The organism is Nocardia nova, assembly GCF_002933465.1.
GTDB classification, from domain to species: Bacteria; Actinomycetota; Actinomycetes; order Mycobacteriales; family Mycobacteriaceae; genus Nocardia; species Nocardia nova_B.
Window position 1 is genome coordinate 55,242 of the sequence record NZ_PSZE01000025.1, and the last position, 23,136, is coordinate 78,377.

Genomic DNA, 23,136 nt, shown 5'->3' on the forward strand with positions numbered 1-23,136 from the left:
AGACGAAGGTGCGTGCGGATATGGGCTGGGGAAACGGCCCGCCCACCTGGGCGGAAATGGAGCGGGTGCTCTCCGGTCTGCCCGGGCGCGGGGCCACCCCGCCGGGTGACGGCGGGGACAGCCCGGCGTGGTCGCATACGCGCGGCGAATACCGGGCGGGGGCGCGGCCGGAGCCGAGCGGTCCGCTGGTGCCGTATGCGGAATTGCATACGCATTCGGCCTACAGCTTTCTCGACGGCGCCTGCCAACCCGAGGAGTTGGTGGAGGAGGCGGTGCGGCTGGGGCTCGAGGCGCTGGCGATCACCGATCACAACGGCTTCTACGGTGTGGTGCGGTTCGCCGAGGCCGCCGTGGAATGGGGGCTGCCGACGGTGTTCGGCGCCGAATTGTCGCTGGGTGAAACCCGCGAGGCGGCAACGATATTCGGCTCCGCTCCGATGGACGATTCGCAACCGCGCACGGGGGAACCGGACCCGTCCGGACCACATCTGCTGGTGCTGGCGCGCGGGCAGGAGGGATATCGGCGGCTGTCGCGGGAAATGTCGGCGGCACATATGGTGGCCGGTGAGAAGGGAATCCTGCGCTACGACCTGGATCGGCTCGCCGCCGCCGCGGACGGGCACTGGCATATTCTCACCGGCTGCCGCAAAGGCCATGTGCGCCGGGCGCTGGAGCGGGGTGACGCCGAAGCGGAGGCGGCGCTGCGCCGGCTGATGGATCTGTTCGGCCGCGACCGGGTGAGCGTCGAACTCACTCACCACGGAGTGCCCGACGACGACGAACGCAATGCCCGGTTGACCGCCCTCGCCACCCGGTTGGGCGTGCCGGTGATCGCCACGACCGCAGCGCATTTCGCCACCCCGGCCCAGGGGCGCCGGGCGATGGCGCTGGCGGCGATCCGGGCGCGGTGCAGTCTGGACGACATCGACGGCTGGCTGCCACCCACCGGTGGCGCGCATCTGCGGTCGGGTGCGGAAATGGCCCGGCTCTTCGCCGAATACCCGCAGGCGGTGGCCGGGGCGGTCGATCTGGCTCGCGCATGCGCCTTCGATCTGCGCTTGATCGCCCCCGAATTACCGCCGTTCGACGTGCCGCCCGGCCACGACGAGAATTCCTGGCTGCGTGAACTCACCCTCGCCGGAGCGCGGGATCGTTACGGCCCGCCGGAGGGAAATCTCGAGGCGTACCGGCAGATCGAACACGAACTACGGATCATCACCGAACTGAATTTCCCCGGCTACTTCCTTGTCGTACACGATATCGTCCACTTCTGCAAGCAGAACGACATTCTGTGCCAGGGCAGGGGGTCGGCGGCCAATTCCGCGGTCTGCTACGCGATCGGCATCACCAATGTGGATCCGGTCGCCAACGATCTGCTGTTCGAACGTTTCCTGGCGCCCGAACGCGACGGCCCGCCCGATATCGATCTCGATATCGAATCCGATCGCCGGGAGGAGGCGATCCAGCACGTCTACCGCAAGTACGGTCGCGAATACGCCGCTCAGGTGGCCAATGTGATCACCTATCGCGGCAAGTCCGCGGTGCGCGATGCCGCTCGCGCGCTGGGGTTCTCGCCCGGACAGCAGGACGCGTTCAGCAAGCAGGTGAGCCGATGGACCGGGGTGGCATCCGAAACACATACCGATATTCCGGACCGGGTCCTGGAACTGGCGGGCGAGATCGAGGGCCTGCCGCGACATCTCGGTATTCACTCCGGCGGCATGGTGATCTGCGATCGGCCGATCGCCGACGTCTGCCCGGTGGAGTGGGCGCGCATGCCGGGCCGCAGTGTGCTGCAGTGGGACAAGGACGATTGTGCCGCAGCGGGTCTGGTGAAATTCGATCTGCTCGGTCTGGGCATGCTCTCGGCCCTGCACTACATGATCGATCTGGTGCGCGAGCACAAAGGTGAGATCGTCGAATTGCACGCCCTCGATCTCACCGAATCCGCCGTCTACGAGATGCTGGCGCGCGCGGATTCGGTGGGAGTGTTCCAGGTCGAGTCGCGCGCCCAGATGGCGACACTGCCGCGGCTGCGCCCGCGTGCCTTCTACGATCTCGTCGTGGAGGTCGCGCTGATCCGGCCCGGTCCCATTCAGGGCGGTTCCGTGCATCCCTATATCCGCCGGCGCAACGGCCGTGAGGAGGTGACGCTCGACCATCCGGCGCTCGAGAGTTCGCTGGCCCGCACCCTCGGAATTCCGCTGTTCCAGGAACAACTCATGCAGATGGCGATCGATATCGCGGGTTTCACAGCCGCAGAGGCGGACCAGTTGCGCCGCGCGATGGGATCGAAACGGTCACCGCAGCGCATGGAGCGGCTGCGCGGCCGCTTCTATCAGGGCATGCGCGATCTGCACGGAATCACCGGAGAGTTGGCCGATCGCATCTACGAGAAGATCTACGCCTTCGCGAATTTCGGTTTCCCGGAAAGTCATTCGCAGAGTTTCGCCGCGCTGGTGTTCTATTCGGCCTGGTTCAAACTGCATCATCCCGCGGCATTCTGCGCGGGGCTGCTGAACGCGCAGCCGATGGGTTTCTACTCTCCGCAGTCGCTGGTGGCCGACGCCCGCCGGCACGGGGTGGTGGTGCACGGGCCGGATATCAATCACAGCCTGGCCGGAGCGACGCTCGAGCAGCGCGGAACCCAGGTGCGGCTGGGCTTGTCCGCGGTCCGGCACATCGGTGACGAATTGGCCGAAAAGATCGTCGCCGCACGGTCTTGCGGTCCCTATCGATCGTTTCTGGATCTGACCGGGCGGGTCGAGTTGACGGTGCCGCAGGCCGAGGCCCTGGCCACCGCGGGTGCGCTCGGCAGCATCGAGTCCGCATCCGGACGCGGGCTCGACCGCCGGCAGGCGCTGTGGGCGGCCGGTGCGGCGGCGGGGGAGCGGGCGGATCGGCTGCCGGGGACCGGGGCGGTCACCGACGCACCGGCGCTGCCCGGGATGAGCGAACTGGAAATGGCGGCCGCCGATGTGTGGGCGACCGGTGTGTCGCCCGGTCGTTATCCCACCGAATTCCTGCGCCCACGGCTGGACGAACTCGGCGTGGTCGCCGCCGATCGGCTGCTCGCCGTGCCCGACGGGTCGAAGGTGCTGATCGGCGGTGCGGTGACGCACCGGCAGCGACCGGCCACCGCGTCCGGGGTCACCTTCATCAATCTGGAGGACGAGACCGGCATGGTGAACGTGGTGTGTTCGGTGGGGCTGTGGCGCCGTTATCGGCGCATCGCCCAGGGCGCTCCCGCGCTGCTGATCCGGGGGCGGGTGCAGAACGCCGAGGGCGTGGTGAGTGTGGTGGCGGAACATCTGCAGCGCATGGACCTGCGCATGGACTCGAAGTCGCGCGATTTCCGCTGAACGGTCGCGGCTACGCTCGTCCCACCGACCGAACCTCGAGGAGTAGCACGTGGCGACCGTGGTCCGCGCGACCATCAAACCCAACAGCCGCAAGGGCCCTCTCGTCGAAACCCTCGACGACGGCACCCTGCAGCTGTACGTGCGCGCCCCCGCGGTAGAAGGCAAGGCCAACAAGGCCGCGATCGAACTTCTCGCCCTGCACTACGGCGTACCCAAGTCGGCCGTCCACCTCACCGCGGGCGCCACCTCCCGCTTCAAACGCTTCGCGATCGACATCTGAGGCGTGCCGTTCGGCCGGTGGGCCTCGGGGGCGTCTACACGGCCCCCGGGAATCCCAGCTGCCGCCACGCCTCGTACACCGCGACCGCCGCGGCGTTGGACAGGTTCATCGACCGGCGGCCGGGCAGCATGGGGATGCGCAGCTGGCCGGTGATGTGGGGGTCGGCCAGTACGTCGGCCGGCAACCCGGTCGGTTCCGGACCGAACAGCAGGACGTCTCCGGCCCGGTAGGAGATATCGGTGTTGTACGTGGTGGCGTGCGTGGTGAAGGCGAAGACGCGCTCGGGACGCAGGGATTTCCATGCGGTGGAGAGGTTTTCGTGCACGGTGACCACCGCGAGATCGTGGTAGTCCAGTCCGGCGCGGCGCAGCTTCGGCTCCGACAGATCGAATCCGAGCGGCTCGATCAGATGCAGTTCGCATCCCGTGCCGGCCGCCAAACGGATCGCATTGCCCGTATTCGGGGGGATACGCGGTTCGAAGAACACCAGCTTGAGCACACCGAGACGGTACCGTCCGCCGGTGCGGGACCGGCCGCGGACCATGCCGGACCGGGCGCCGGCGGGGGAAGCGCCGGCACCCGCCACCGATCCGCCGGCAGTGCCGACATGCGAGAATCGCAGCCGTGACCGACGTGCCGACCACCCACCCGCAGCATTCCAGCCCGGCGAGCCGCTTCTTCCAGGTTTATCTGCCGATGCTGCTGGTCGTGGTGGTACTGCTGGTCGCGGTGGTCTTCGTGGCCCAGGACCGGTGGCGGCGTGGTGCGTTCTTCATCGGCGGGGCGACGCTGCTGGCGGCGGTGTTCCGGATGTGCCTGCCGACGGCCCGGGTGGGGCTGCTGGCGGTGCGTAGCCGCCCGTTCGACATCGGCGCCTACACCGTGCTGGGCGGCGCGATCATCGTGCTGGCGGCCACCATCAGCAGCCTCGGCGTCGGCTGAACTCAGGACGCGCGGGCGTCCTGCGTGGCGCGCGCCAACTCCATCGTCTGCTCCAGCAATTTGCCGATCGCCTCGATCTCGGTGAGGAAACCGTCGTGGCCGTCGCGCGAATGCACGACTTCCAGGCCCTTGCAACCGGGGAGCAGATCGGCCAGTTCCTGCTGGGTCCGCAACGGATACAACCGGTCCGAGTCCACGCCGCCGACCACACACGGCACCGGGGTGGCGGCCAGCGCGGCCTCGATACCGCCGCGGCCGCGGCCGACGTCGTGCCGGTTCATGGCCTCGGTCAACAGCACGTAGGTCGCCGCGTCGAACCGCGCGACCAGCTTGTCGGCCTGATGCTCCAGATAACTCTGCACCGCGTAACGGCCACCGTCCCAGGGATTTTCGTCACCCTGAGCGGTGTTGGCGAACCGATGGTCGAGTTCGAATTCGGTGCGGTAGGTCAGATGCGCGATCCGGCGTGCGATGCCCAGCCCGGCCTGCGGGCGGCGGCCGGTGCCGTGATAATTGCCGTCCTGCCAGTCCGGATCCGAGGTGATCGCGGCGATCTGGGTGGTCTGGGTGCCGATCTGATCCGCGGTGGCGCGGGCGCCGACCGCCAGCACCAGGGCCGCGTCGACGCGATCGGGATAGCCGACCATCCATTCCAGCACTCGCATGCCACCCATCGAACCGCCGACCACCGCGGCGATGCGGGAGATGCCGAGCAGGTCCAGCAGCACCACTTCGGCGCTCACCTGGTCACGAATCGAAATCTCCGGAAAGCGTGCGCCCCAAGGCTTTCCGTCCGGCGCGAGGGACGAGGGACCGGTGCTGCCCTGGCAACCGCCCAGAACGTTGGTCGCGATCACGCACCAGTGATCGGTATCCAGTGCGGCGCCCGGTCCGACCAGTCCGTCCCACCAGCCCGGCAGGGCGTGCAGTTCGTCGGGCTGTCCGCAGACGTGTGAATCACCGGTCAGCGCGTGCTCGACCAGCACTATGTTGTCCAGGCCGGGGGCCAGTTCGCCCCAGCGCTGCACGGCCAGTTCGACACCGGGGACGACCGCCCCGTTCTCGAGCCGGACATCGCCGATGCCGATGACGCCCACCGTGCCGTCCGGCGGCGGTAGCAGTGTCGTTGCGCCCGGGCGTGACGTGCTCGATTCGATACTCACGGTCACCGTGCCGTCACCACGTCGAGCTGGGCCAGGCCGTCTACTCCCAGGCCGTCGAGTCCCAGGCCGTCTACTCCCAGGCCGTCGAGTCCCATGGTCCGCATCGGCCCGCGGACCTGCCGGAACACGGCGCCGGAGGCCGCCGGGTCGGCGCACGGCGAGAGCGCACGCGTGGTCGAGGCGGTACGGAGGGTTGGGGCACACACATCCCCGATGGTAGCGATACGCCTGCGCCGCTCCGTCGCCTCCACACACTTGTCGACGGTGGGCACGGTGGACTCACTCACTTGTTGCTCCTGACAGTCGCGCTTGCCCTCGGCTTTCGAGAGCCCGGTCAATCACCCGGAGCACCCCACCGCGACTGGAGGGTTGCCGGCCAGCGAGCCGGGGCTTGGCGCTGGCACTCATGACCTGCCGTGGATGGTAACAATCGGTCATGACGGAGGCGAGGGTTGGGCTCGCTCGATTCGAGGCGGACATTCGCGGCGTTATGTCCGTTTCCCTGCCGGCTGGCCATCGGGCCGGCGTGACGTGAGTAGCTCTCAATGGGACCGCGCCTGTCAGTGAGACCCAGCGCACCAGTACGCTTGTCTTGTTTAGCACCAGGCGTCTCGTGGACAACGCGGGGCGTATACGTTGTCTGTTGAACAGCTGGGGTCCGCTCACAAGCGTGCTCGCCTGGCCGTGCAATGGGAGCACACCTTCCTTAGGAGGACACGAAGATCCATGTCCAAGATCAAGGTTGAAGGGACTGTCGTCGAACTGGACGGCGACGAGATGACCCGGATCATCTGGCAGTTCATCAAGGACAAGCTGATCCATCCGTACCTCGATGTGAACCTCGAGTATTACGACCTCGGCATCGAAACTCGGGACAAAACCGATGACCAGGTCACCGTCGACGCGGCCAACGCCATCAAGAAACACGGCGTCGGCGTCAAATGCGCCACCATCACCCCCGATGAGGCCCGCGTCGAGGAATTCGGTCTCAAGAAGATGTGGCGTTCGCCGAACGGCACGATTCGTAACATCCTCGGCGGCACCATTTTCCGCGCGCCGATCATCATCTCCAATGTTCCGCGTCTGGTTCCCGGCTGGACCAAGCCGATCATCATCGGTCGTCACGCGTTCGGTGACCAGTACCGCGCCACCGACTTCAAGGTGCACCAGGCCGGCACCGTCACGATCCAGTTCACCCCGGAGGACGGCTCCGAGCCGATCGTCCACGAAGTGGTGAAGATGCCCGAGGACGGCGGCGTCGTCATGGGTATGTACAACTTCAAGAAGTCGATCGAGGACTTCGCGCGGGCGTCGCTGAACTACGGCCTGCAGCAGAACTACCCGGTCTACATGTCGACGAAGAACACCATCCTGAAGGCCTACGACGGCATGTTCAAGGACACCTTCCAGGAGATCTTCGAGACCGAGTTCAAGGAAGAGTTCGACGCCGCCGGACTGACCTACGAGCACCGGCTGATCGACGATATGGTCGCCTCCGCGCTCAAGTGGGAAGGCGGCTACGTCTGGGCCTGCAAGAACTACGACGGCGACGTCCAGTCCGACACCGTGGCGCAGGGCTTCGGCTCGCTGGGCCTGATGACCTCGGTGCTGCTCACCCCGGACGGCCGCACCTGTGAGGCCGAGGCCGCGCACGGCACGGTGACCCGCCACTTCCGGCAGCACCAGCAGGGCAAGCCCACCTCCACGAACCCGATCGCCTCGATCTTCGCGTGGACGCGGGGTCTGGCGCATCGCGGCAAGCTGGACAACACCCCCGAGGTCATCGGCTTCGCGCAGACCCTCGAGGACGTCGTGATCAAGACCGTCGAGAGCGGTCAGATGACCAAGGATCTGGCGCTGCTGGTCGGCGGCAACCAGGGTTACCTGACCACCGAGGAATTCCTGGGTGTGCTCGACGCCAACCTGGCGCGCGAACTGAGCTGAGCGCTCGCGACCGGCCGGTATCCGGCGCGGTCGACTGGATATATCCGGGCACCCGCCCCCACCGACTCCGGTGGCCGCGGGTGCCCGAATTGTCTTCCGCACCCGATCACGTGTCGTGTGAGGTATCCGACAGCGCGCCGGACGCTGCCCCCGGCGCGGCGAGAGCCGTTGTCCGGCAACGATGCCGGTGCTCGCCGTAGGCGTCGACGGGCGGGAGCCGGGGTTCGGTGAGTCGAATCACCCCGGCCGCCGGTATCGCCGCGGCGACCGTGCGTGTTGGGCACACCCATGGCCGACTCAGCTCCCGTGCGCACCGCACCTCCCGTCGACTTCCCATCGGGGTCACCTGCGAGTGACGCGTCGTCCCGTGCGGCGCTCGGCTCGGCGCCGGAGACTTCCGCCCGCACCGGATGGCATATTCCGGCGATGCTCGCGCTGGCACTCGGCGGTTTCGGGATCGGCACCACCGAATTCGTCACCATGGGACTGCTGCCCGACATCGCCGCGGATCTGCATGTTTCGGAGCCCACCGCCGGCCACGCGGTCTCGGCATACGCGCTGGGAGTGGTGGTCGGGGCGCCGGTGATCGCGGCACTGTGCGCCCGCATGCCGCGCAAGCGCCTGCTGATCGCCCTGATGATCGCCTTTACCGTGGGCAATATCGCCTCGGTACTGGCCCCGGCCTTCCCGGCATTGGTCGCCGCGCGTTTCGTCGCCGGTCTGCCGCACGGTGCCTACTTCGGTGTCGCCTCGCTGGCCGCCGCCTCGCTGGCGCCGGTGGGGCAGCGGGCCAAAGCTGTCGCCGCGGTGATGCTGGGCCTGAGTGCCGCCAATGTAGTGGGCGTCCCCGCGGCCACCTGGCTCGGGCAGGGACTCGGCTGGCGTGACGCCTACGTGGTCGTCGCCGTCATCGGGCTCGCCACAGTCTGCGCGATCACCCGCTTCGTGCCCGATCTGCACGGCGTGCGGGTGACCGACCCGCGCACCGAACTGACCGCCCTGCGCCGCCCCCAAGTCCTGCTGACCCTGCTGGTCGGCGCGGTCGGCTTCGGCGGCATGTTCGCGGTGTACACCTACATCACCTCGACCCTGACCGATGTCGCCGGCATGGGTCAGGGTCTCGTCCCGATCGTGCTGGCACTGTTCGGCCTGGGCATGGTCGCGGGCAATATCGGTGGCGGCGTTCTCGCCGATCGCGGCGTGGACCGCTCGGTGTTCGTCGCGCTGATCGCGATGGTCGTGGTTCTCGCGGGCTTCGTTGCGGCAGCGCATAATCCGTTCACCGCCGCTGCGGGCGCCTTCCTGGTCGGCGCCTCCGGAGCCGCACTGGCACCCGGCCTGCAGACCCGCCTGATGGACGTCGCCCACGACGCGCAAACTCTCGCCGCCGCTCTCAACCACGCCGCGCTGAACATCGCCAATGCGGCGGGCGCCTGGCTGGGCGGCCTCGTGATCGCCGCGGACCTCGGATATACCGCACCGGCCGTCGTCGGGGCCGGACTCGCCGTCGCGGGCGTCGTGCTGTTCACCCTCACCGTATGGTCGGCCCGCCGCACGGCCCCACGCCGCGAACCGGTTGCCGTCGATCGCGGCTGAACAGGACGGGCGCGGGGCAACCTGCCGCGGCGGCGCCATCGGGCGTGGTTGAGTGATCCGGAGAACGCGGCAGAACTCGACCGGGAGGTCAGGATGGATCCGCAGGAACAATGGAGCGGCGGTGACGGCGCGCGGCGGCGGGCGGCGCTGTATGCCGCCGCACGGACCGCGGTGACGACGATCGTGCTCGTCGCGCTGTATTTCGTCCTGCCCTTTCATCATCTGGACACGTTGGGTCCGCTCCTGGGGCTGTGTGGTGGTCTGGTGCTCGTCGTCGTGCTCATCGTCCGGCAGGCCACGCGCATCGTCGCCGCGCCCTACCCCGGACTGCGCGGCGCCGAAGCCTTGGCCCTCATCGCGGTGGCGTTCATCCTCGTCTTCGCCACAACGTATGTCCTCATGTCGGATGCCGCGCCGGGCAGTTTCACGACCCCGCTGACCCGGGTCGACGCCCTCTATTTCACGGTGACCGTGCTGGGGACGGTCGGTTTCGGCGACATCGCCGCGACCTCGCAGTCCGCGCGCGTCGTCGTGACGGTGCAGATCCTGGCCGACCTGGGACTCATCGGGGCCGGGGTGCGTGTGCTGCTGGCCGCGATACAGCGCGGGCGAGAGGCGCGCGAACCGAAGTGAGTTTCATGCACGTCTGTATGTAAGTGTAGGATTCTCGGAATGGCCAGATCTGTCGTCGGTAAGCCGCCGCGTCGTACGCAGGAGCAGCGCAGCAGTGAGATGCGGGTGCGGCTGCTCGATGCGACTATCGACTGCCTGGTCGAATACGGCTATGCGGGCACCACGACGCCGCGCGTCGCCGAGCGCGCCGGGGTTACCCGCGGTGCCCAGGTGCACCACTTCGGTTCCAAAACCGATCTCGTCGTAGCCGCCATCTCCCATCTGGCGCAGCGGCGCACCGAGGCCGCGATGAAGGAGCTGGGCCGGTTGCGCGCCGGTGACGATCCGATCGGCGCCACCCTCGACGCGATGTGGGAGTTGCATCAGGGGCCGCTGTTCATCGCGGCCATGGAGCTCTGGGTGGCCGGGCGCACCGATCCGGTGCTGGCCGCCGAGGCCGAGAAGGTCGAGCCGTTCGTCAACAACGCCGTCCTGATGGCGGTTTCGCGGCTGGTCCCGGACGAATTGCGGCGCAAGGAAGTTCGGGACTTCGCCTATACCGCGATGGACACCTTGCGTGGAATTCTGGTCTCCAACTTCGTATCCCCGGATCCGGAGCGTGCCCACCGCCGCTGGCGGCGAGCTTCCGCACATCTGCGCCGGGCTGCCGAATCCGCACTGCCGGGCCTGGGTATCGGCGGCTGAGCGCGTCGAAAGGCTCTGTGACCGCGTACTGCCACGTCGGCGCACCTGTATCGGAGCGCAAGCGATAAGCATGCTGCCGATCCACCTGTACGTACCGATACAAACCTTCTGGCTCGGCATATCCGCTGATCTCGCAGCGACTTCGCGTATCCCATTGCGTATTTACATACATCTTCGTATGTTTGTTTTCAGTTCGATCGGAACCGATCGACCACTGCCGCTCGCCGGGGGCGGCCGACTGGGAGAAGGGTGGTTCGATGACGAACAAGGTCTACGTCGTCGGCGTCGGAATGACGAAATTCGAGAAACCGGGGCGGCGGCAGGTCGAGGAGGCCGACGGGACCACCCGCGCGTGGGACTACCCGGATATGGCCCGCGAATCCGGCACCAAGGCGCTGGCCGACGCCGCGCTCGACTACCGCGAGGTGCAGCAGGCCTACGTCGGTTACGTCTACGGCGAGTCCACCTCCGGCCAGCGCGCGGTCTACGAACTGGGGATGACCGGTATCCCGGTGATCAACGTGAACAACAACTGTTCCACTGGATCCACCGCGCTCTACCTTGCGGCACAGACGATTCGGGGCGGGCTGGCCGACTGCACCCTGGCGCTGGGCTTCGAGAAGATGCAGCCCGGTTCGCTCGGCTCCACCTGGGACGACCGCGAGCAGCCGATGGCCAAGCACATGATGGCGCTGGCCGAGATCTCCGAGGTGCTGTTCCCGCCGGCGCCGTGGATGTTCGGCGCCGCCGGCCGCGAACATATGAAGCAGTACGGCACCACCGCGGAGCATTTCGCGAAGATCGGGTACAAGAACCACAAGCATTCGGTGAACAACCCGTATTCGCAGTTTCAGGACGAGTATTCGCTCGACGACATCCTGGGCGCGCGGATGATCTACGACCCGCTCACCAAGCTGCAGTGCTCGCCGACCTCGGACGGCTCGGGTGCGGTGGTGCTCGCCTCCGAGGACTTCGTCGACCGGCACGGGCTGGCCGGGCGCGCGGTGGAGCTCGTGGGTCAGGCGATGACCACCGATTTCGCCTCCACCTTCGACGGCACGGCGAAGAACATCATCGGCTACGACATGAATGTGCTAGCCGCGCAGCAGGTTTACCGGCAGTCGGGGCTCGGTCCACGGGATTTCCAGGTGATCGAACTGCACGACTGCTTCTCCGCCAACGAACTGCTGCTCTACGAGGCGCTGGGCCTGTGCGGCGAGGGTGAGGCGGGCAGCCTCATCGATGGCGACCAGACGACGTACGGCGGTCAGTGGGTGGTCAACCCTTCCGGCGGCCTCATCTCCAAGGGACATCCGCTGGGCGCGACGGGTTTGGCGCAATGCAGCGAGCTCGCCTGGCAGCTGCGCGGCGAGGCCGACAAGCGCCAGGTGGACGGCGTCACCGCCGCGCTGCAGCACAACATCGGCCTCGGCGGAGCCGCGGTCGTCACCGCCTACCAGCGCGCCGAGCGCTGAAAGCCACTACACCACACGCGAACTCGACGAGGAGTACGAGCATGGGTCACATCGAAGCCACCAAGAATCTCAACGCCACCCCGGACGCGCTGTGGGCGGTGGTCTCGGATCCGCAGACCTGGGACAAGTGGTTCACCATTCACGAGCGCTGGATGGAGGAACCGCCGGCCACACTGACCACGGGTTCCGAACTGGTCGCCAAGATCATGATGCTCGGCATGGCGAACAAGATGGAATGGGTTGTCGAAGAGGTGAATTCGCCGCACAACCTGGTGCTCAGCGGCGCCGGTATGGCCGGTGTGACGGTGAAGTTCTCCTTCGACATCACGCCCGAGGGGGCCGGCAGCACGTTCTCGGTCTCGGGCGATTTCGAGGGCGCGCTCATCAAGGGCGCGCTCGGCAAGGCGGTGGAGAAGGACGGCGCCAAGCAGCTGGACACCACGCTCGAACAGCTCGACGCCCTGGCGACGGCATAGCGAGGCGCGTATGGCCACCGAAACAGCACCCCGGCCTGTCGAATTCGACGATTCCGGTCTGAACGTCTGGTCCGATGAGGAGCGGTTCGAGGTCACCCGGGAGCGGATCGCCGAGTACGCCGCGGCCACCAACGACCCGATTCCGGCCCACCTGTCCGGCGATATCGCCTCGCCCGTGTTCGCCATTGTCCCGGTCTTCGAGGCGATGATGATGCCGGTGATCGACGTCGTCCCGATGGATATTTTCGGCCGAGTCGTGCACGGCGAGCAGGACTTTCACTTCCACCGACCGATCCGGCCCGGTGATCGGCTGGTCTCGCGGGCCAAGGCCGTCGGCTACGAGGGGCGGGAGAACGGCACCACCATCACCATTCTCATCGAATGCCGGGACAGCGACGGTGGGCTGGTCAACGAGCAGTACCTGACCGCCTTCTTCCACAACATCGATGTCGGCAAGAGGGTCGGTGAGAGCGCGCCGGCGCACAAGTTCGACCCGGAACTGGAGGCGCAGCCGCCCCTGGCCCGGGTCGCCGCCCATGTGGACGACGATCAGACCTACCGCTACGCCCCCGCGTCCGGCGATCCGGTGCCGCTGCACCTGGACGAGCAGGTGGCCAAGGACGCCGGACTGCCCGGCATCATCGCCCACGGTCTGTGCACGATGGCGATGTCGTCGTGGGCGGTCCTCACCGAGGTCGCCGGTTCCGATGTGCACCGGTTGAAGCGGTTCGCGGTGCGCTTCTCGACGATGGTGTTCCCCGGCGACGGTCTGGAGACGCGGATCTGGAAAGTCGGCTCGACCGGCTCCGATACCACCTACGCGTTCCGCACCGCACGCGGAACCGATCTCGTCCTGACCGACGGCCTGGCGGTCGTCGCCGACAACTCGTAGCCGAGGAGACTGTCATGGGTGTATTGGATGGGCGGGTCGCCGTCATCACCGGCGCCGGCCGTGCATCTGAAGGGCCACTTCAACGTACTGCGCCATGCCGCGGCGTACTGGAAGGACCAGTCGAAGGCCGGTGCGCAGCCCAATGCCGCCGTCGCCAACACCGCCTCGGCCTCCGGCGTCGCCCTGCCCAACGCCGGCCAGGCGAACTACGGCGCGGCCAAGGCCGGTATCGCCGCGTTGACGCTGGTCGCGGCGGAGGAACTGGAACGCTACGGCGTGCGGGTCAACGCCATCGCCCCGATGGCGCGCACCCGCTTGACCCTGGCCACACCCGGTATGGGCGCGATCTTCGCCGCCGAGGTGGGCGAGGGGGAATTCGATGCCTTCAGCCCGGCCAACATCTCGCCGCTGGTCGCCTATCTGGCCACCGACAAATGTCCGATCACCGGCAAGGTCTTCGCAGTCCAGGGCGGTGCCATCGCCGAACTCGGCGGCTGGCACGACGTGAAGACCATCGAAACCGACGGCCCCTGGCTGATCGACGACATCGCAGCCCGGCTGCCCTGACACGGGAGGAGAACGACGATGTTCGAATGGTCCGAGACCGACGAGATGATCCGCGCCGCCGTACGCGCCTTCATCGACAAGGAGATCCGGCCGAATCTGGATGCTCTCGACAGCGGTGCGATGCCGCCGTATCCGATCCTGCGAAAACTGTTCGGCGAGTTCGGTATCGACGTTATGGGCGCCGAGGCGATCGAGAAGCTGCTCGCCAAACAGCGTGCCGCCGAGGCCGCGCCGGACGCCGCGCAGCGCGACAAGAAGCTCCGGTCCGGCGGTGACCCGTTCGGTGAGCAGCAGTCGTTGATGGCGGTGCTGATCAGCGAATTGTCCGGTGTCAGTATGGGTTTGGTCGCGGCGATGGGCGTCTCCATCGGCCTCGGCGCGGCCACCATCATGTCGCGCGGCACGCTCGCGCAGAAGGAACGCTGGCTCGCCGATATCGTGACCTTGAAGAAGATCGCGGCCTGGGCCATCACGGAACCGGATTCGGGTTCGGATGCCTTCGGCGGCATGAAGACCTCGGTCAAGCGCGATGGTGAGGACTACATCCTCAACGGCCAGAAGACCTTCATCACCAACGGTCCGTACGCCGATGTGGTGGTCGTCTACGCCAAACTCGACGAGGGTGACGGCGGTGCCGGTGGTCGCTCCGCAGGCTCCGCTCCGATCGACAAACGCGATCGCAAGGTGCTCACCTTCGTCCTCGACAAGGGCATGGAGGGCTTCACCCAGGGCAAACCGTTCAAGAAGATGGGTTTGCACTCCTCACCCACCGGCGAATTGTTCTTCGACAACGTGCGAGTGGGCAAGGACCGGCTGCTCGGCGAGACCGAGGAGCACAAGGGCGGCGACGGACGAGAAAGCGCGCGAACGAGTTTCGTCGCCGAGCGGGTGGGCGTGGGCTTCATGGCGCTGGGCATCATCAACGAATGTCACCGGCTCTGCGTGGAATACGCCAAGACCCGCGTGCTGTGGGGCCAGGAGATCGGCCGCTTCCAGCTGGTGCAGCTCAAACTCGCGAAGATGGAGATCGCCCGCATCAACGTGCAGAACATGGTCTTCAACACCCTCGAGCGCGGCCGCGCGGGCAAACCGCCGACCCTGGCCGAGGCCTCGGCGATCAAACTGTACTGCTCGGAGACGGCCACCGAGGTCGCGATGGAGGCTGTGCAACTGTTCGGCGGCAACGGCTACATGCAGGAATACCGTGTCGAACAACTCGCCCGTGACGCCAAGTCGCTGATGATCTACGCCGGCAGCAACGAGATCCAGGTGACCCATATCGCGAAGGGCCTGCTGGGCCGATGATCGTCACGTGATGGCGGCCGGCGGATCGGCGCCGAGGGGTTCGAACCGATCCGCCGGCCTTTCTCACACCGCCCGCAGACGCGTGCGGCTGGCATAGACGTGCTCGGCGATGAGGGTCGCGACGCGGTCGGGAGCCTCCAGCATCGGGACGTGACCCACGCCGTGCACCAGGATGCGGTCCGCCGTCTCGGGCAGTTCCCGCAGAAAACGCTTGGCGTACATGCGGTTCGGGATGATCCGATCGAATTCGCACATCAGCAGCCGCACCGGCGTCCGCACGGTGGACAGATCGTCGAGAACCGCCATCCGCAAACCACTGGCGATCAGCGGCAGCATGGCCGCGCAGTGGGTTGCCGACATGATCGCCGCCTCCACCCCGCGCCGGGGCGCCGCGGCGACGTTCTTGCTCAGCAGCATGGCGGTGGCACGCCGGACGGGCGCGCTGAACCGGATGGAAGCGGGCAAGCGCTTGCCGATTTCGACGATCGGCAGCAGCGTCAGGAACTCCAGCCCCACCCACAACTGCGCCAGCGACGGGTTGTGCCACCCACCGGCGGGTGCGATGGCGGTGAGCGTGCGTGCCCGGCCGCGGCGGGCCAGTTCGAAGCCGACCCAGCCGCCGAGTGAGTTGCCCGCGATATGACAGGTGCGCCAACCCAATTCGTCGAGCTGTTCCTCGACCCGGTCGGCGAGCAGATTCACGTCGATGTACCAGCCGCTGAGGTCGGGGCCGCCCCAGTGCCCGGCGAAGGCCGGAGCGAACACTTCGCAAGTAGCGGACAATCGGGACGCAACGTCTTCCCAGCAGTGCGGCGACATCAGGAAACCGTGCAACAGCAGCAGGGGGTCACCCGATCCGGTGTGCAGGGCTGTCATCGGCGCAAGGGAGGTGGCGGGTTGGGTGGTGCCGGACGTCATCGTCGTCACCCCTTCCGGATCGGCGGCGGCCTGTTCGGCGTGGCCGCGATGTCCGCGAGGACGGGTTGATTCCCGCATTGTACGGTCGATACGTGGCCAGCATCATCAGTTCCGTCAACGTCAATGGCATACGTGCAGCTACCGGCAAGACCGGGAAGGGGATGCTCGAATGGCTCGCAGCGACCGAGGCCGACATCATCTGCTTGCAGGAGACCCGGGCAACCGATGAGCAGACCCGTAAGGCGCTGGCGCCGGTCCTGGACGCCGGTTGGTTCCTCGCCCACGCCGAGCCGGGCGCCAAGGGCCGCGCCGGGGTGGGAATTCTGTCGCGCCGTGAGCCCACTCGCGTGCGAATCGGCTTTGGCAGCACCGAATTCGACGGCGTCGGCCGTTACGTGGAGGCCGATTTCGACGAGGTGACCGTCGCGAGCGTGTACGTGCACACCGGCGAGGCCGACACTCCCATGCAGGACGAGAAATATCGTTTCCTCGGCGAGCTGGGCGCGCATATGAAGGCGCAGACCCGCGATTTCGTGATCTGTGGCGACTGGAACGTCGCGCACACCGAACTCGACATCAAGAATTGGAAGGGCAACGTCAAGAAATCCGGCTTCCTGCCGGGGGAGCGGGCGTGGATCGGCGAGATGCTGGCCGCGGGCTATGTCGATGTGGTCCGCCAACTCCATCCGGGCGTGCCCGGCCCCTACAGTTGGTGGTCCTATCGTGGCCGCGCCTACGACAACGACGCCGGGTGGAGAATCGATTACCACCTCGCGCGCGGCGCGATCGCCGGGCGCGCGAAGCAGGCCGTCGTCGAACGCGCGCCCGAATACGCGCTGCGCTGGTCGGACCATGCTCCGGTGACGGTGCAGTACCGCTGACCCTGATCGACCGCGGTGCGGACGTCGTGTCCGCACCGGAGGGAGTTCGCCCCGATTCGACCGATCGTCTATATCCAACAACTCCGCGGCTCATGGCACGGTTAAGGCGTGCGGGCGTCGAGCGCCTTGCGGATTAGATCTCGTGCGGCTTCACCGGTTGCGGACTGAGCGGCCAGCACATCGAACGCTCGGGCGTAGATCCCAATTTCTCGCGGTTGCGTAATCGTCAACTCCGCCGTGATGCCCTCAACCGTGACCATGTGCGAGTCGAACATGACGAAGTTCGTTGTCTGCATCGGCGGGCCTGCTTGCGCCGGAACGATTCCGAGCCGCACCCGGGAGAGGCCGATCACCGCCATCAGCCTGTCCAGCTGCCCAACCATTACGGCGTAGGTGCCAACCGAGGTATATAAAGCTTGCTCAGCGATGAGGATGCGAAAGCGCCGTTCACCTTTGTACAGGTACTGCTGACGTCCCAGCCGCTTGGAGACCGCCTCGTCCACGTCGTCAGGAAGGCTATAGAAAGCGACTGAATGCCTCAGGATGGCTTCGGCGTACTCGGCAGTCTGAAGAATGCCGGGAACAACGACCGGCTGATAGATCCTCATCAGCTTTGAGCGCTCCGCGAGCCTGGCCGACTTCTGCTGTCCCCGCTCCAGCCCGCCGCGTGCTGACGCCGGTACTCCATATACGCGGCATCTATGTTGTGGACCGTCGCCAGCAGCGCGCTACATCCCGGCCCCGGCAATCGGTACGGGTGATACCGGTTTCTATCCGTCCGAGAAGTGACAAGTAGCCGTTGCCGGCGTAGAGGGACCGGCCCTCAACAGTGGCGATGACAACTCGTACCCGAGATACGGCATCAACCTTTTCTGACGCGGCACCAGGTGGTCACGTAGGTTCATCTGTCGTGAAGGAGGGCCGCGCTACCATCCGGCCGACGAAGCGACGAGCCGACTCGTCGTTCTCCCCGTCAGCGTGGACGGGACTCCGCAAAGTCCGGCAGCACCGATGAACAGGCATTGATGAACATGTCCGACAAGAGAATTCGCATCCTGATGGTTCTGGGTGGCCTGGTGATCGCGGCGATCGTGGCCGGCGTCCTGGGCCTGCGCGGCGGTTCCGCCACGCACGACACCGCGAGTTCGGTGGCGGCGACCGCGCACTCCACCAAGGCCGCGCAGACCACCACCCGATCCGCCGAGCCCGCGCCCGGTAACGGCGCCACACCCGCAGCGTCGGCGACCCGGGCGCCGGGCGTGCCCGATCGCGCCTACGCCACCCTCGTCGAAATCGACGCCGGACGCTGGCCCGGTTCGGCGAACGCGCCGGGCACCAAGGGCGGCGATCAGTGGATGAACCGCGCCGGAACCCTGCCGAAGACCGACTCGAGCGGTAAGGCGATCACCTACCAGGAATGGGACGTCAACCCGAAGCAACGCGGCCAGACGCGCGACGCCGAACGCATCGTGACCGGCAGCGACGGGTCGGCCTATTACACCGGCGACCACTACCAGACCTTCACGAGGATGCGCTGATGGCCGAAACCATGTCGTTGTCGCAGTTCCTGGCCTCGCCGGACGCCGGCTCCGACGCGGTTGCGGCGCGCGTGGAGCCGCGTTCCCGCCGGACCGCCACCGGCCCGGTACTCGGCGCCCTCGACGTGGGCGCCGGACCGTTCAGCGGTGTGCGATTTCAGGTCCCCGACGGGTATATCGCCCGCGAGGTCCGCGGCACGAAAATGCGCACCACCGCGGGAGTATTCGACGAATTCGCCGCCGCCCTGCAGTTTCCCTACTACTTCGGCGACAACCGCGACGCCTTCGACGAATGTCTGCGCGACCTGGACGAATTCGTCGGCGAAGCGCCGGGATATGTTGTCGTGATCCGTGATTCGAGCGGGCTGCTGGCCGACCAGCGCGAGGATCTGGAATGGTTCGCCGACGCGATGACCCAGGCGGCCGAATACTGGGCCGCGAAGGGCACGGTCTTCCGGGTGGTGCTGCAACAGCATCCGGCGGTGCTGTCGCCCGTCGAGCTCACCATGGCCGACCCGGCGTGAGGTAGCGGGCAGCTCAGCGGAGCCGCTGTGCGAGATCCTCACCGAGGAGGACGAACACGTCGGTGGTCTCGTCGATGAGCTGTTCCCGGGTCATATCGATATCGCCCTGCAACCAGCTGGTGAGCGTCTGTACCAGCCCGCCCACCAGGTAGGTCGCGCGGAAACCGATCGCCGGGTCGGGGGTGGGCGTGCCCAGGCCGTAGAAGTCGATGCCGCGCGCGGCGACCAGATTCGCGAACGATGCGATGGTCTGCAGGGTGCGTGAGCGCAGCTCCGGCGTGGAGGCGCTCACCGCCAGCGCGACCTGGGCCTTGCGCGGGTCGTCGGTCAGCACGTGGATACCGGCGGCGACGGCCGCGTGCGCCATCGCGCGCGTATCGCGCTGGGTGCGGCGCGTGGACGTATCGGCGGAGTTGTCGCCTTCGTCGGACGCGGACGCTACCTCTTGCAGCGCACGCACGATGGCGTTCGCGAGTTCCTGGGCGATGCCGTCGAACAGCGCGGTGAGCACGGCCTCGCGGCCGGTGAACTGTTCGTAGTAATAGCGCTCGTTCAGCCCGGCCTGGGCGCTCAGCCCGGCGACCGTCAGCTTGTCGACGCCCTGGGTGCCGATGATCTCGAGTGCCGCGTCGAGCAGCGCGGCACGCCGGCTCGCGCGCCGTTCGGCGGCCGAGATACCGCCATAGGTTCGCTGTGCCGTCACGGTCCGATTGTGGCACGGTCGCAATTCTGGCATGGGCTGTTGCCAGAAGTGGGTTTCTGGTGGATGCTATTGCCAGATTCCATGCGAGGAGGGCGACGATGCCTGGTCCGGGATATTTCTCCGACGATTCGATGATCCGCCGGGTAATGCGCAAACGCGCGGTGGGACTGACGTACGGCCTGCGGGCGCTGGTAATCGGCGCGGTCCATCCGCTGCTGTTCGTCGGCACCGCCGAGAACACCGCACACCGGGCCAGCCCCTACACGCGGCTCGCGCTCACTGGTCGCCTGTTCGAGGCGGTATTCCTCGGCGACAAGGACGAGGCCGACCGCGCGCTGGCATTCACCCACAAAAGACACGTTCCCGTCGAGGGCGTGCTGCCCGAGGATGCCGGGCCGCATCATCCGGCCGGGTCGCACTACTCCGCACTGGATCCGCACCTGATGTTCATGACCATGGCGTTCACCGCCGATTCCGCCGAGGTCATGCACGACGTGCTGGTGCGCACACTGACGCCGGGCGAACGGGAGGACCTGTACCAGGACTACGTGCGCTGGGGCGAGCTGTTCGGCATGCCGCGTTCGGCCGCGCCCGCCGACTATCCGGCCTTCCGGCGATCTTTCGATGCCTACCTCGCCTCGGACGAGCTGTATCTGACCGACGAGGCGCGGCTGGTCGGCTCGTATCTGGCGGGTAAGCGGGTGCCGCATCCGCTGCCGCGCCCGTTCCAGCAGGCCAGCAGCGGGGCGCATCTACTGGTCCAGGGCTCGCTGCCGCCGCGGATCCGGCGGATGTACGACATTCGCTGGGGTCGGCGTGAAGAGCTTGCCTATCGAGGGCTCGCGCAGGCCGTGCGCACCGCCCACGTGCGCCCGCCGCTGGCGCCGCCGGTACTCCGCGACACCCTGACCGGCCCGAGCGCCCCGGTCTATCGCCTGATCACGCGGCGGGAGAAGGACCTGGTCGCCAGTGGCAGGTCCAGCATGCCGGGGGTCGACCCGCGCAACTACGCCCAACGACACGCGGTCTGAGCGCCGCCGCCCCGCCCGCGGCCGAGAGCGCCGGCGGTGCGGGCGGCGCACGTCCGCGCTCCCTCGCGAAAACCGCTTGGGCGTGCATGGGAAGATCGGTTCATGTCCAGTCCTGCCCCCAGCGAACGCAAGCAGCGGGTCCTGTCCGGAATCCAGCCGACCAGCGACTCCTTCCACCTCGGCAACTACCTTGGTGCGCTGCAGTATTGGGTGCAGCTGCAGGACGACTACGAGGCGCTCTACTTCATTCCCGACTTGCACGCCATCACGGTGTCCCAGGACCCCAAGCAGCTGCGCAGCCGCACCGTACGCAGCGTCGCGCAGTTGCTCGCGATGGGTATCGACCCCAAGCGGTCCACCCTGTTCGTGCAGAGCCAGGTGCCCGAGCACGCCGAGCTGACCTGGGTGCTGAGCTGCATCACCGGCTTCGGTGAGGCCAGCCGGATGACTCAGTTCAAGGACAAGTCGGCCAAACAGGGGGCCGACAACGCCACCGTCGGCCTGTTCACCTACCCGATCCTGATGGCCGCCGACATCCTGCTGTACCGCGCGCAGCTGGTACCGGTCGGTGAGGATCAGCGCCAGCACCTGGAATTGACGCGAAACCTGGCGCAGCGCTTCAACACTCGCTTCAAGAAGACCTTCGTGGTCCCCGAGCCGCATATCGTCACCGGCACGGCCAAGATCTACGACCTGCAGGATCCGACCTCGAAGATGAGCAAGTCCGCCGCCAGCGACGCGGGCCTGATCAATCTGCTCGACGATCCGAAGGTTTCGGCGAAGAGGATCCGCTCGGCCGTCACCGATACCGAGCGGGAGATTCGCTACGACCCGGAGACCAAACCGGGCGTCAGCAACCTGCTGGTGATCCTATCCTCGCTCACCGACACGCCCATCGTGACACTCGAAAAAGGCTATGAGGGCAAGGGATACGGCGAGCTCAAAGCCGATGTCGCCGACGCCCTGGTGGAATTCGTGACACCGCTGCAGGCGAAAGTGCAAGAGTATCTGGACGATCAGGGCGAACTCGATCGCATTCTCGCCACCGGAGCCGAGCAGGCGCGCGAGATCGCCGGTAAGACCCTCGCGCAGGTGTACGACCGAGTGGGTTTCCTGCCCCGCTGATCTGCGCCCGCGCGAGGCCGTGTGCGATGCGGTTGAACAGGTTCGGGAGGACAGGTGCTCGACAAGCTCAAGGCGCGGATCCAACGTGAGGTGCGAGCACGGCCGTGGCTGGACCACGCCGTCCGCGCCGGCGGCAGCTACCAGCGCCAGCGCGGCGACTATTTCGCGGCCGGGATCACGTATTTCACGGTACTGTCGCTGTTTCCGCTGCTGATGGTCGCCTTCGCGGTCGCCGGGTTCGTCCTCGCCCGCGATCCGCATCTGCTCGACGAGTTGCGCGACAAGATCGTGGAGAACATCCCGGGCTCCTTCGGCGGTCAGGTCAACGATCTCATCGATCAGGCCATCAAGTCCCGGACCAGTGTGGGCATCATCGGTCTGTTCATCGCCGCCTACAGCGGACTGGGCTGGATGGCCAACCTGCGCGCCGCCCTGACCGAACAGTGGGAACAGCCCGCGCAGGAAGGCAATTGGTTCAGGACCAAACTGTCCGACCTGCTGGCGCTGGCCGGACTCGGGGTCGCGATAGTGGTGTCGCTGGGCTTGTCGGCGCTGTCGTCCAGCGGGCTCGCCCGCCAGTTGCTGGAAAGTGTGGGACTCGACAAGGCGCCCGGTGTCTCGTGGCTGTTGCGATTGCTCACGCTGGTCCTCGCGGTCCTCGCGTCCTGGGCGGTGTTCGTCTGGATCATCGCCCGGCTGCCCCGCCAGCCGGTGACCTTCACCAGCGCCGTGCGCGCGGCGTTCATCGCCGCGATCGCCTTCGAGATCTGGAAACAGGTGGCCTCGTTCTACCTGCAGAAGGTGCTGACCAGCCCCGCCGGCGTCGCCTTCGGCTCGATCATCGGCCTCATGGTCTTCGCCTACATCACCGCCCGCATCATCCTGTTCGCCACCGCCTGGGCGGCCACGGCCCGGGAGAACGAGGTCGAGGCCGAGATCCCGGCGCCGGGACCGGCGGTGATCGAGCCGCGGATGAACGCGGGCATGACGGCGAGCACGGGTCTGGCCCTGTTCGGCGTGGGGGCGGCGCTGGGCGGCTTGTTCGCTGTCTTCCGCAAGCGGTAAGCGGACCCGGGCTATTGCCAGCGCGGCCGTCA

Annotated in this window: 23 protein-coding genes, 1 pseudogene and 1 riboswitch; of the genes and pseudogenes, 18 read left to right on the forward strand and 6 right to left on the reverse strand. The window is 66.9% G+C overall.

The features are described 5' to 3' along the window. The first annotated feature begins 20 nt into the window (after positions 1–20). Both C5E41_RS24970 and C5E41_RS24975 read left to right on the forward strand, forming a co-directional pair. On the forward strand, positions 21–3,362 hold the full coding sequence (locus C5E41_RS24970; RefSeq protein WP_104378222.1) for an error-prone DNA polymerase: 3,342 nt from the start codon (positions 21–23) through the stop codon (positions 3,360–3,362). A 49-nt stretch (positions 3,363–3,411) separates the two neighbouring features. Beyond that, the gene (locus C5E41_RS24975; protein ID WP_104378181.1) at positions 3,412–3,642 is read left to right on the forward strand and encodes a DUF167 domain-containing protein; all 231 of its coding nucleotides are present in this window, start codon (positions 3,412–3,414) and stop codon (positions 3,640–3,642) included. A gap of 34 nt (positions 3,643–3,676) precedes the next feature. On the opposite strand, the gene C5E41_RS24980 is transcribed toward C5E41_RS24975, so the two are convergent. Next, complete coding sequence (locus tag C5E41_RS24980; protein WP_104378223.1) at positions 3,677–4,141, reverse strand: tRNA (cytidine(34)-2'-O)-methyltransferase; 465 nt, start codon at positions 4,139–4,141, stop codon at positions 3,677–3,679. A 197-nt stretch (positions 4,142–4,338) separates the two neighbouring features. Here C5E41_RS24980 and C5E41_RS24985 point away from each other — a divergent pair, with 197 nt between their 5' ends. Continuing rightward, positions 4,339–4,584 (forward strand): DUF3017 domain-containing protein, encoded by a 246-nt coding sequence (locus tag C5E41_RS24985; RefSeq protein ID WP_104378224.1) that lies wholly within the window; start codon positions 4,339–4,341, stop codon positions 4,582–4,584. Positions 4,585–4,586: 2 nt separating this feature from the next. Here the strand turns inward: C5E41_RS24985 and metX are convergent, their stop codons facing one another. Together metX and C5E41_RS24995 are read right to left on the reverse strand one after the other, a co-directional pair. After that, positions 4,587–5,753: a homoserine O-acetyltransferase MetX gene (metX, locus tag C5E41_RS24990; protein WP_181063406.1), complete on the reverse strand. Its 1,167-nt coding sequence runs from the start codon at positions 5,751–5,753 to the stop codon at positions 4,587–4,589. Continuing rightward, the gene (locus C5E41_RS24995; RefSeq protein ID WP_146097673.1) at positions 5,750–6,034 is read right to left on the reverse strand and encodes a hypothetical protein; all 285 of its coding nucleotides are present in this window, start codon (positions 6,032–6,034) and stop codon (positions 5,750–5,752) included. Before C5E41_RS24995 ends, metX begins: the two co-directional genes overlap by 4 nt. A gap of 13 nt (positions 6,035–6,047) precedes the next feature. Continuing rightward, a riboswitch (SAM riboswitch) is annotated at positions 6,048–6,159 on the reverse strand. A 314-nt stretch (positions 6,160–6,473) separates the two neighbouring features. Between C5E41_RS24995 and C5E41_RS25000 the strand changes: the two genes are divergently transcribed. The 9 genes and pseudogenes from C5E41_RS25000 (at position 6,474) to C5E41_RS25040 (ending at position 15,319) form a co-directional block, all read left to right on the forward strand. Further along, entirely contained in the window at positions 6,474–7,691 is a 1,218-nt protein-coding gene (locus C5E41_RS25000; RefSeq protein ID WP_063029381.1) for an NADP-dependent isocitrate dehydrogenase, read from the forward strand. A 288-nt stretch (positions 7,692–7,979) separates the two neighbouring features. Then, complete coding sequence (locus tag C5E41_RS25005; RefSeq protein WP_258081240.1) at positions 7,980–9,287, forward strand: MFS transporter; 1,308 nt, start codon at positions 7,980–7,982, stop codon at positions 9,285–9,287. A 93-nt stretch (positions 9,288–9,380) separates the two neighbouring features. Next, a complete protein-coding gene (locus C5E41_RS25010) occupies positions 9,381–9,920 on the forward strand; it encodes a potassium channel family protein (protein ID WP_104378184.1) in 540 nt (179 codons plus the stop codon). A 39-nt stretch (positions 9,921–9,959) separates the two neighbouring features. Next, the gene (locus C5E41_RS25015; RefSeq protein WP_104378185.1) at positions 9,960–10,604 is read left to right on the forward strand and encodes a TetR/AcrR family transcriptional regulator; all 645 of its coding nucleotides are present in this window, start codon (positions 9,960–9,962) and stop codon (positions 10,602–10,604) included. A gap of 257 nt (positions 10,605–10,861) precedes the next feature. Beyond that, on the forward strand, positions 10,862–12,079 hold the full coding sequence (locus C5E41_RS25020) for a lipid-transfer protein (RefSeq protein ID WP_104378186.1): 1,218 nt from the start codon (positions 10,862–10,864) through the stop codon (positions 12,077–12,079). A gap of 41 nt (positions 12,080–12,120) precedes the next feature. Then, positions 12,121–12,555 (forward strand): type II toxin-antitoxin system Rv0910 family toxin, encoded by a 435-nt coding sequence (locus C5E41_RS25025; RefSeq protein WP_104378187.1) that lies wholly within the window; start codon positions 12,121–12,123, stop codon positions 12,553–12,555. A 10-nt stretch (positions 12,556–12,565) separates the two neighbouring features. Beyond that, the gene (locus C5E41_RS25030; RefSeq protein ID WP_104378188.1) at positions 12,566–13,447 is read left to right on the forward strand and encodes a MaoC/PaaZ C-terminal domain-containing protein; all 882 of its coding nucleotides are present in this window, start codon (positions 12,566–12,568) and stop codon (positions 13,445–13,447) included. Between the two features lie 57 nt (positions 13,448–13,504). After that, positions 13,505–14,014: pseudogene (locus C5E41_RS25035) on the forward strand (SDR family oxidoreductase); the annotation flags it as partial. 18 nt (positions 14,015–14,032) lie between these two features. Beyond that, positions 14,033–15,319, forward strand: a complete 1,287-nt coding sequence (locus C5E41_RS25040) for an acyl-CoA dehydrogenase family protein (protein ID WP_104378189.1) — start codon at positions 14,033–14,035, stop codon at positions 15,317–15,319. Positions 15,320–15,382: 63 nt separating this feature from the next. Here C5E41_RS25040 and C5E41_RS25045 read toward each other — a convergent pair whose 3' ends face one another. Continuing rightward, the gene (locus C5E41_RS25045; protein WP_258081241.1) at positions 15,383–16,315 is read right to left on the reverse strand and encodes an alpha/beta fold hydrolase; all 933 of its coding nucleotides are present in this window, start codon (positions 16,313–16,315) and stop codon (positions 15,383–15,385) included. A 14-nt stretch (positions 16,316–16,329) separates the two neighbouring features. Here C5E41_RS25045 and C5E41_RS25050 point away from each other — a divergent pair, with 14 nt between their 5' ends. Next, positions 16,330–17,118 (forward strand): exodeoxyribonuclease III, encoded by a 789-nt coding sequence (locus tag C5E41_RS25050; protein ID WP_104378190.1) that lies wholly within the window; start codon positions 16,330–16,332, stop codon positions 17,116–17,118. Between the two features lie 101 nt (positions 17,119–17,219). Here the strand turns inward: C5E41_RS25050 and C5E41_RS25055 are convergent, their stop codons facing one another. Beyond that, positions 17,220–17,726, reverse strand: coding sequence for a DUF5753 domain-containing protein (locus C5E41_RS25055; protein WP_104378191.1), 507 nt, complete (start codon positions 17,724–17,726; stop codon positions 17,220–17,222). Between the two features lie 423 nt (positions 17,727–18,149). Here C5E41_RS25055 and C5E41_RS25060 point away from each other — a divergent pair, with 423 nt between their 5' ends. Together C5E41_RS25060 and C5E41_RS25065 are read left to right on the forward strand one after the other, a co-directional pair. Next, entirely contained in the window at positions 18,150–18,656 is a 507-nt protein-coding gene (locus tag C5E41_RS25060) for a ribonuclease domain-containing protein (protein ID WP_308706064.1), read from the forward strand. Beyond that, a complete protein-coding gene (locus C5E41_RS25065; protein ID WP_104378193.1) occupies positions 18,656–19,180 on the forward strand; it encodes a barstar family protein in 525 nt (174 codons plus the stop codon). Before C5E41_RS25060 ends, C5E41_RS25065 begins: the two co-directional genes overlap by 1 nt. A gap of 13 nt (positions 19,181–19,193) precedes the next feature. Here C5E41_RS25065 and C5E41_RS25070 read toward each other — a convergent pair whose 3' ends face one another. Then, entirely contained in the window at positions 19,194–19,883 is a 690-nt protein-coding gene (locus tag C5E41_RS25070) for a TetR/AcrR family transcriptional regulator (protein ID WP_258081242.1), read from the reverse strand. Between the two features lie 98 nt (positions 19,884–19,981). Between C5E41_RS25070 and C5E41_RS25075 the strand changes: the two genes are divergently transcribed. The 3 genes from C5E41_RS25075 (at position 19,982) to yhjD (ending at position 23,104) form a co-directional block, all read left to right on the forward strand. After that, the gene (locus tag C5E41_RS25075) at positions 19,982–20,914 is read left to right on the forward strand and encodes an oxygenase MpaB family protein (protein ID WP_104378195.1); all 933 of its coding nucleotides are present in this window, start codon (positions 19,982–19,984) and stop codon (positions 20,912–20,914) included. Positions 20,915–21,016: 102 nt separating this feature from the next. Next, positions 21,017–22,039, forward strand: coding sequence for a tryptophan--tRNA ligase (trpS, locus tag C5E41_RS25080; protein ID WP_104378196.1), 1,023 nt, complete (start codon positions 21,017–21,019; stop codon positions 22,037–22,039). Positions 22,040–22,093: 54 nt separating this feature from the next. Next, a complete protein-coding gene (yhjD, locus tag C5E41_RS25085) occupies positions 22,094–23,104 on the forward strand; it encodes an inner membrane protein YhjD (RefSeq protein ID WP_104378197.1) in 1,011 nt (336 codons plus the stop codon). Positions 23,105–23,136 lie beyond the last annotated feature (32 nt).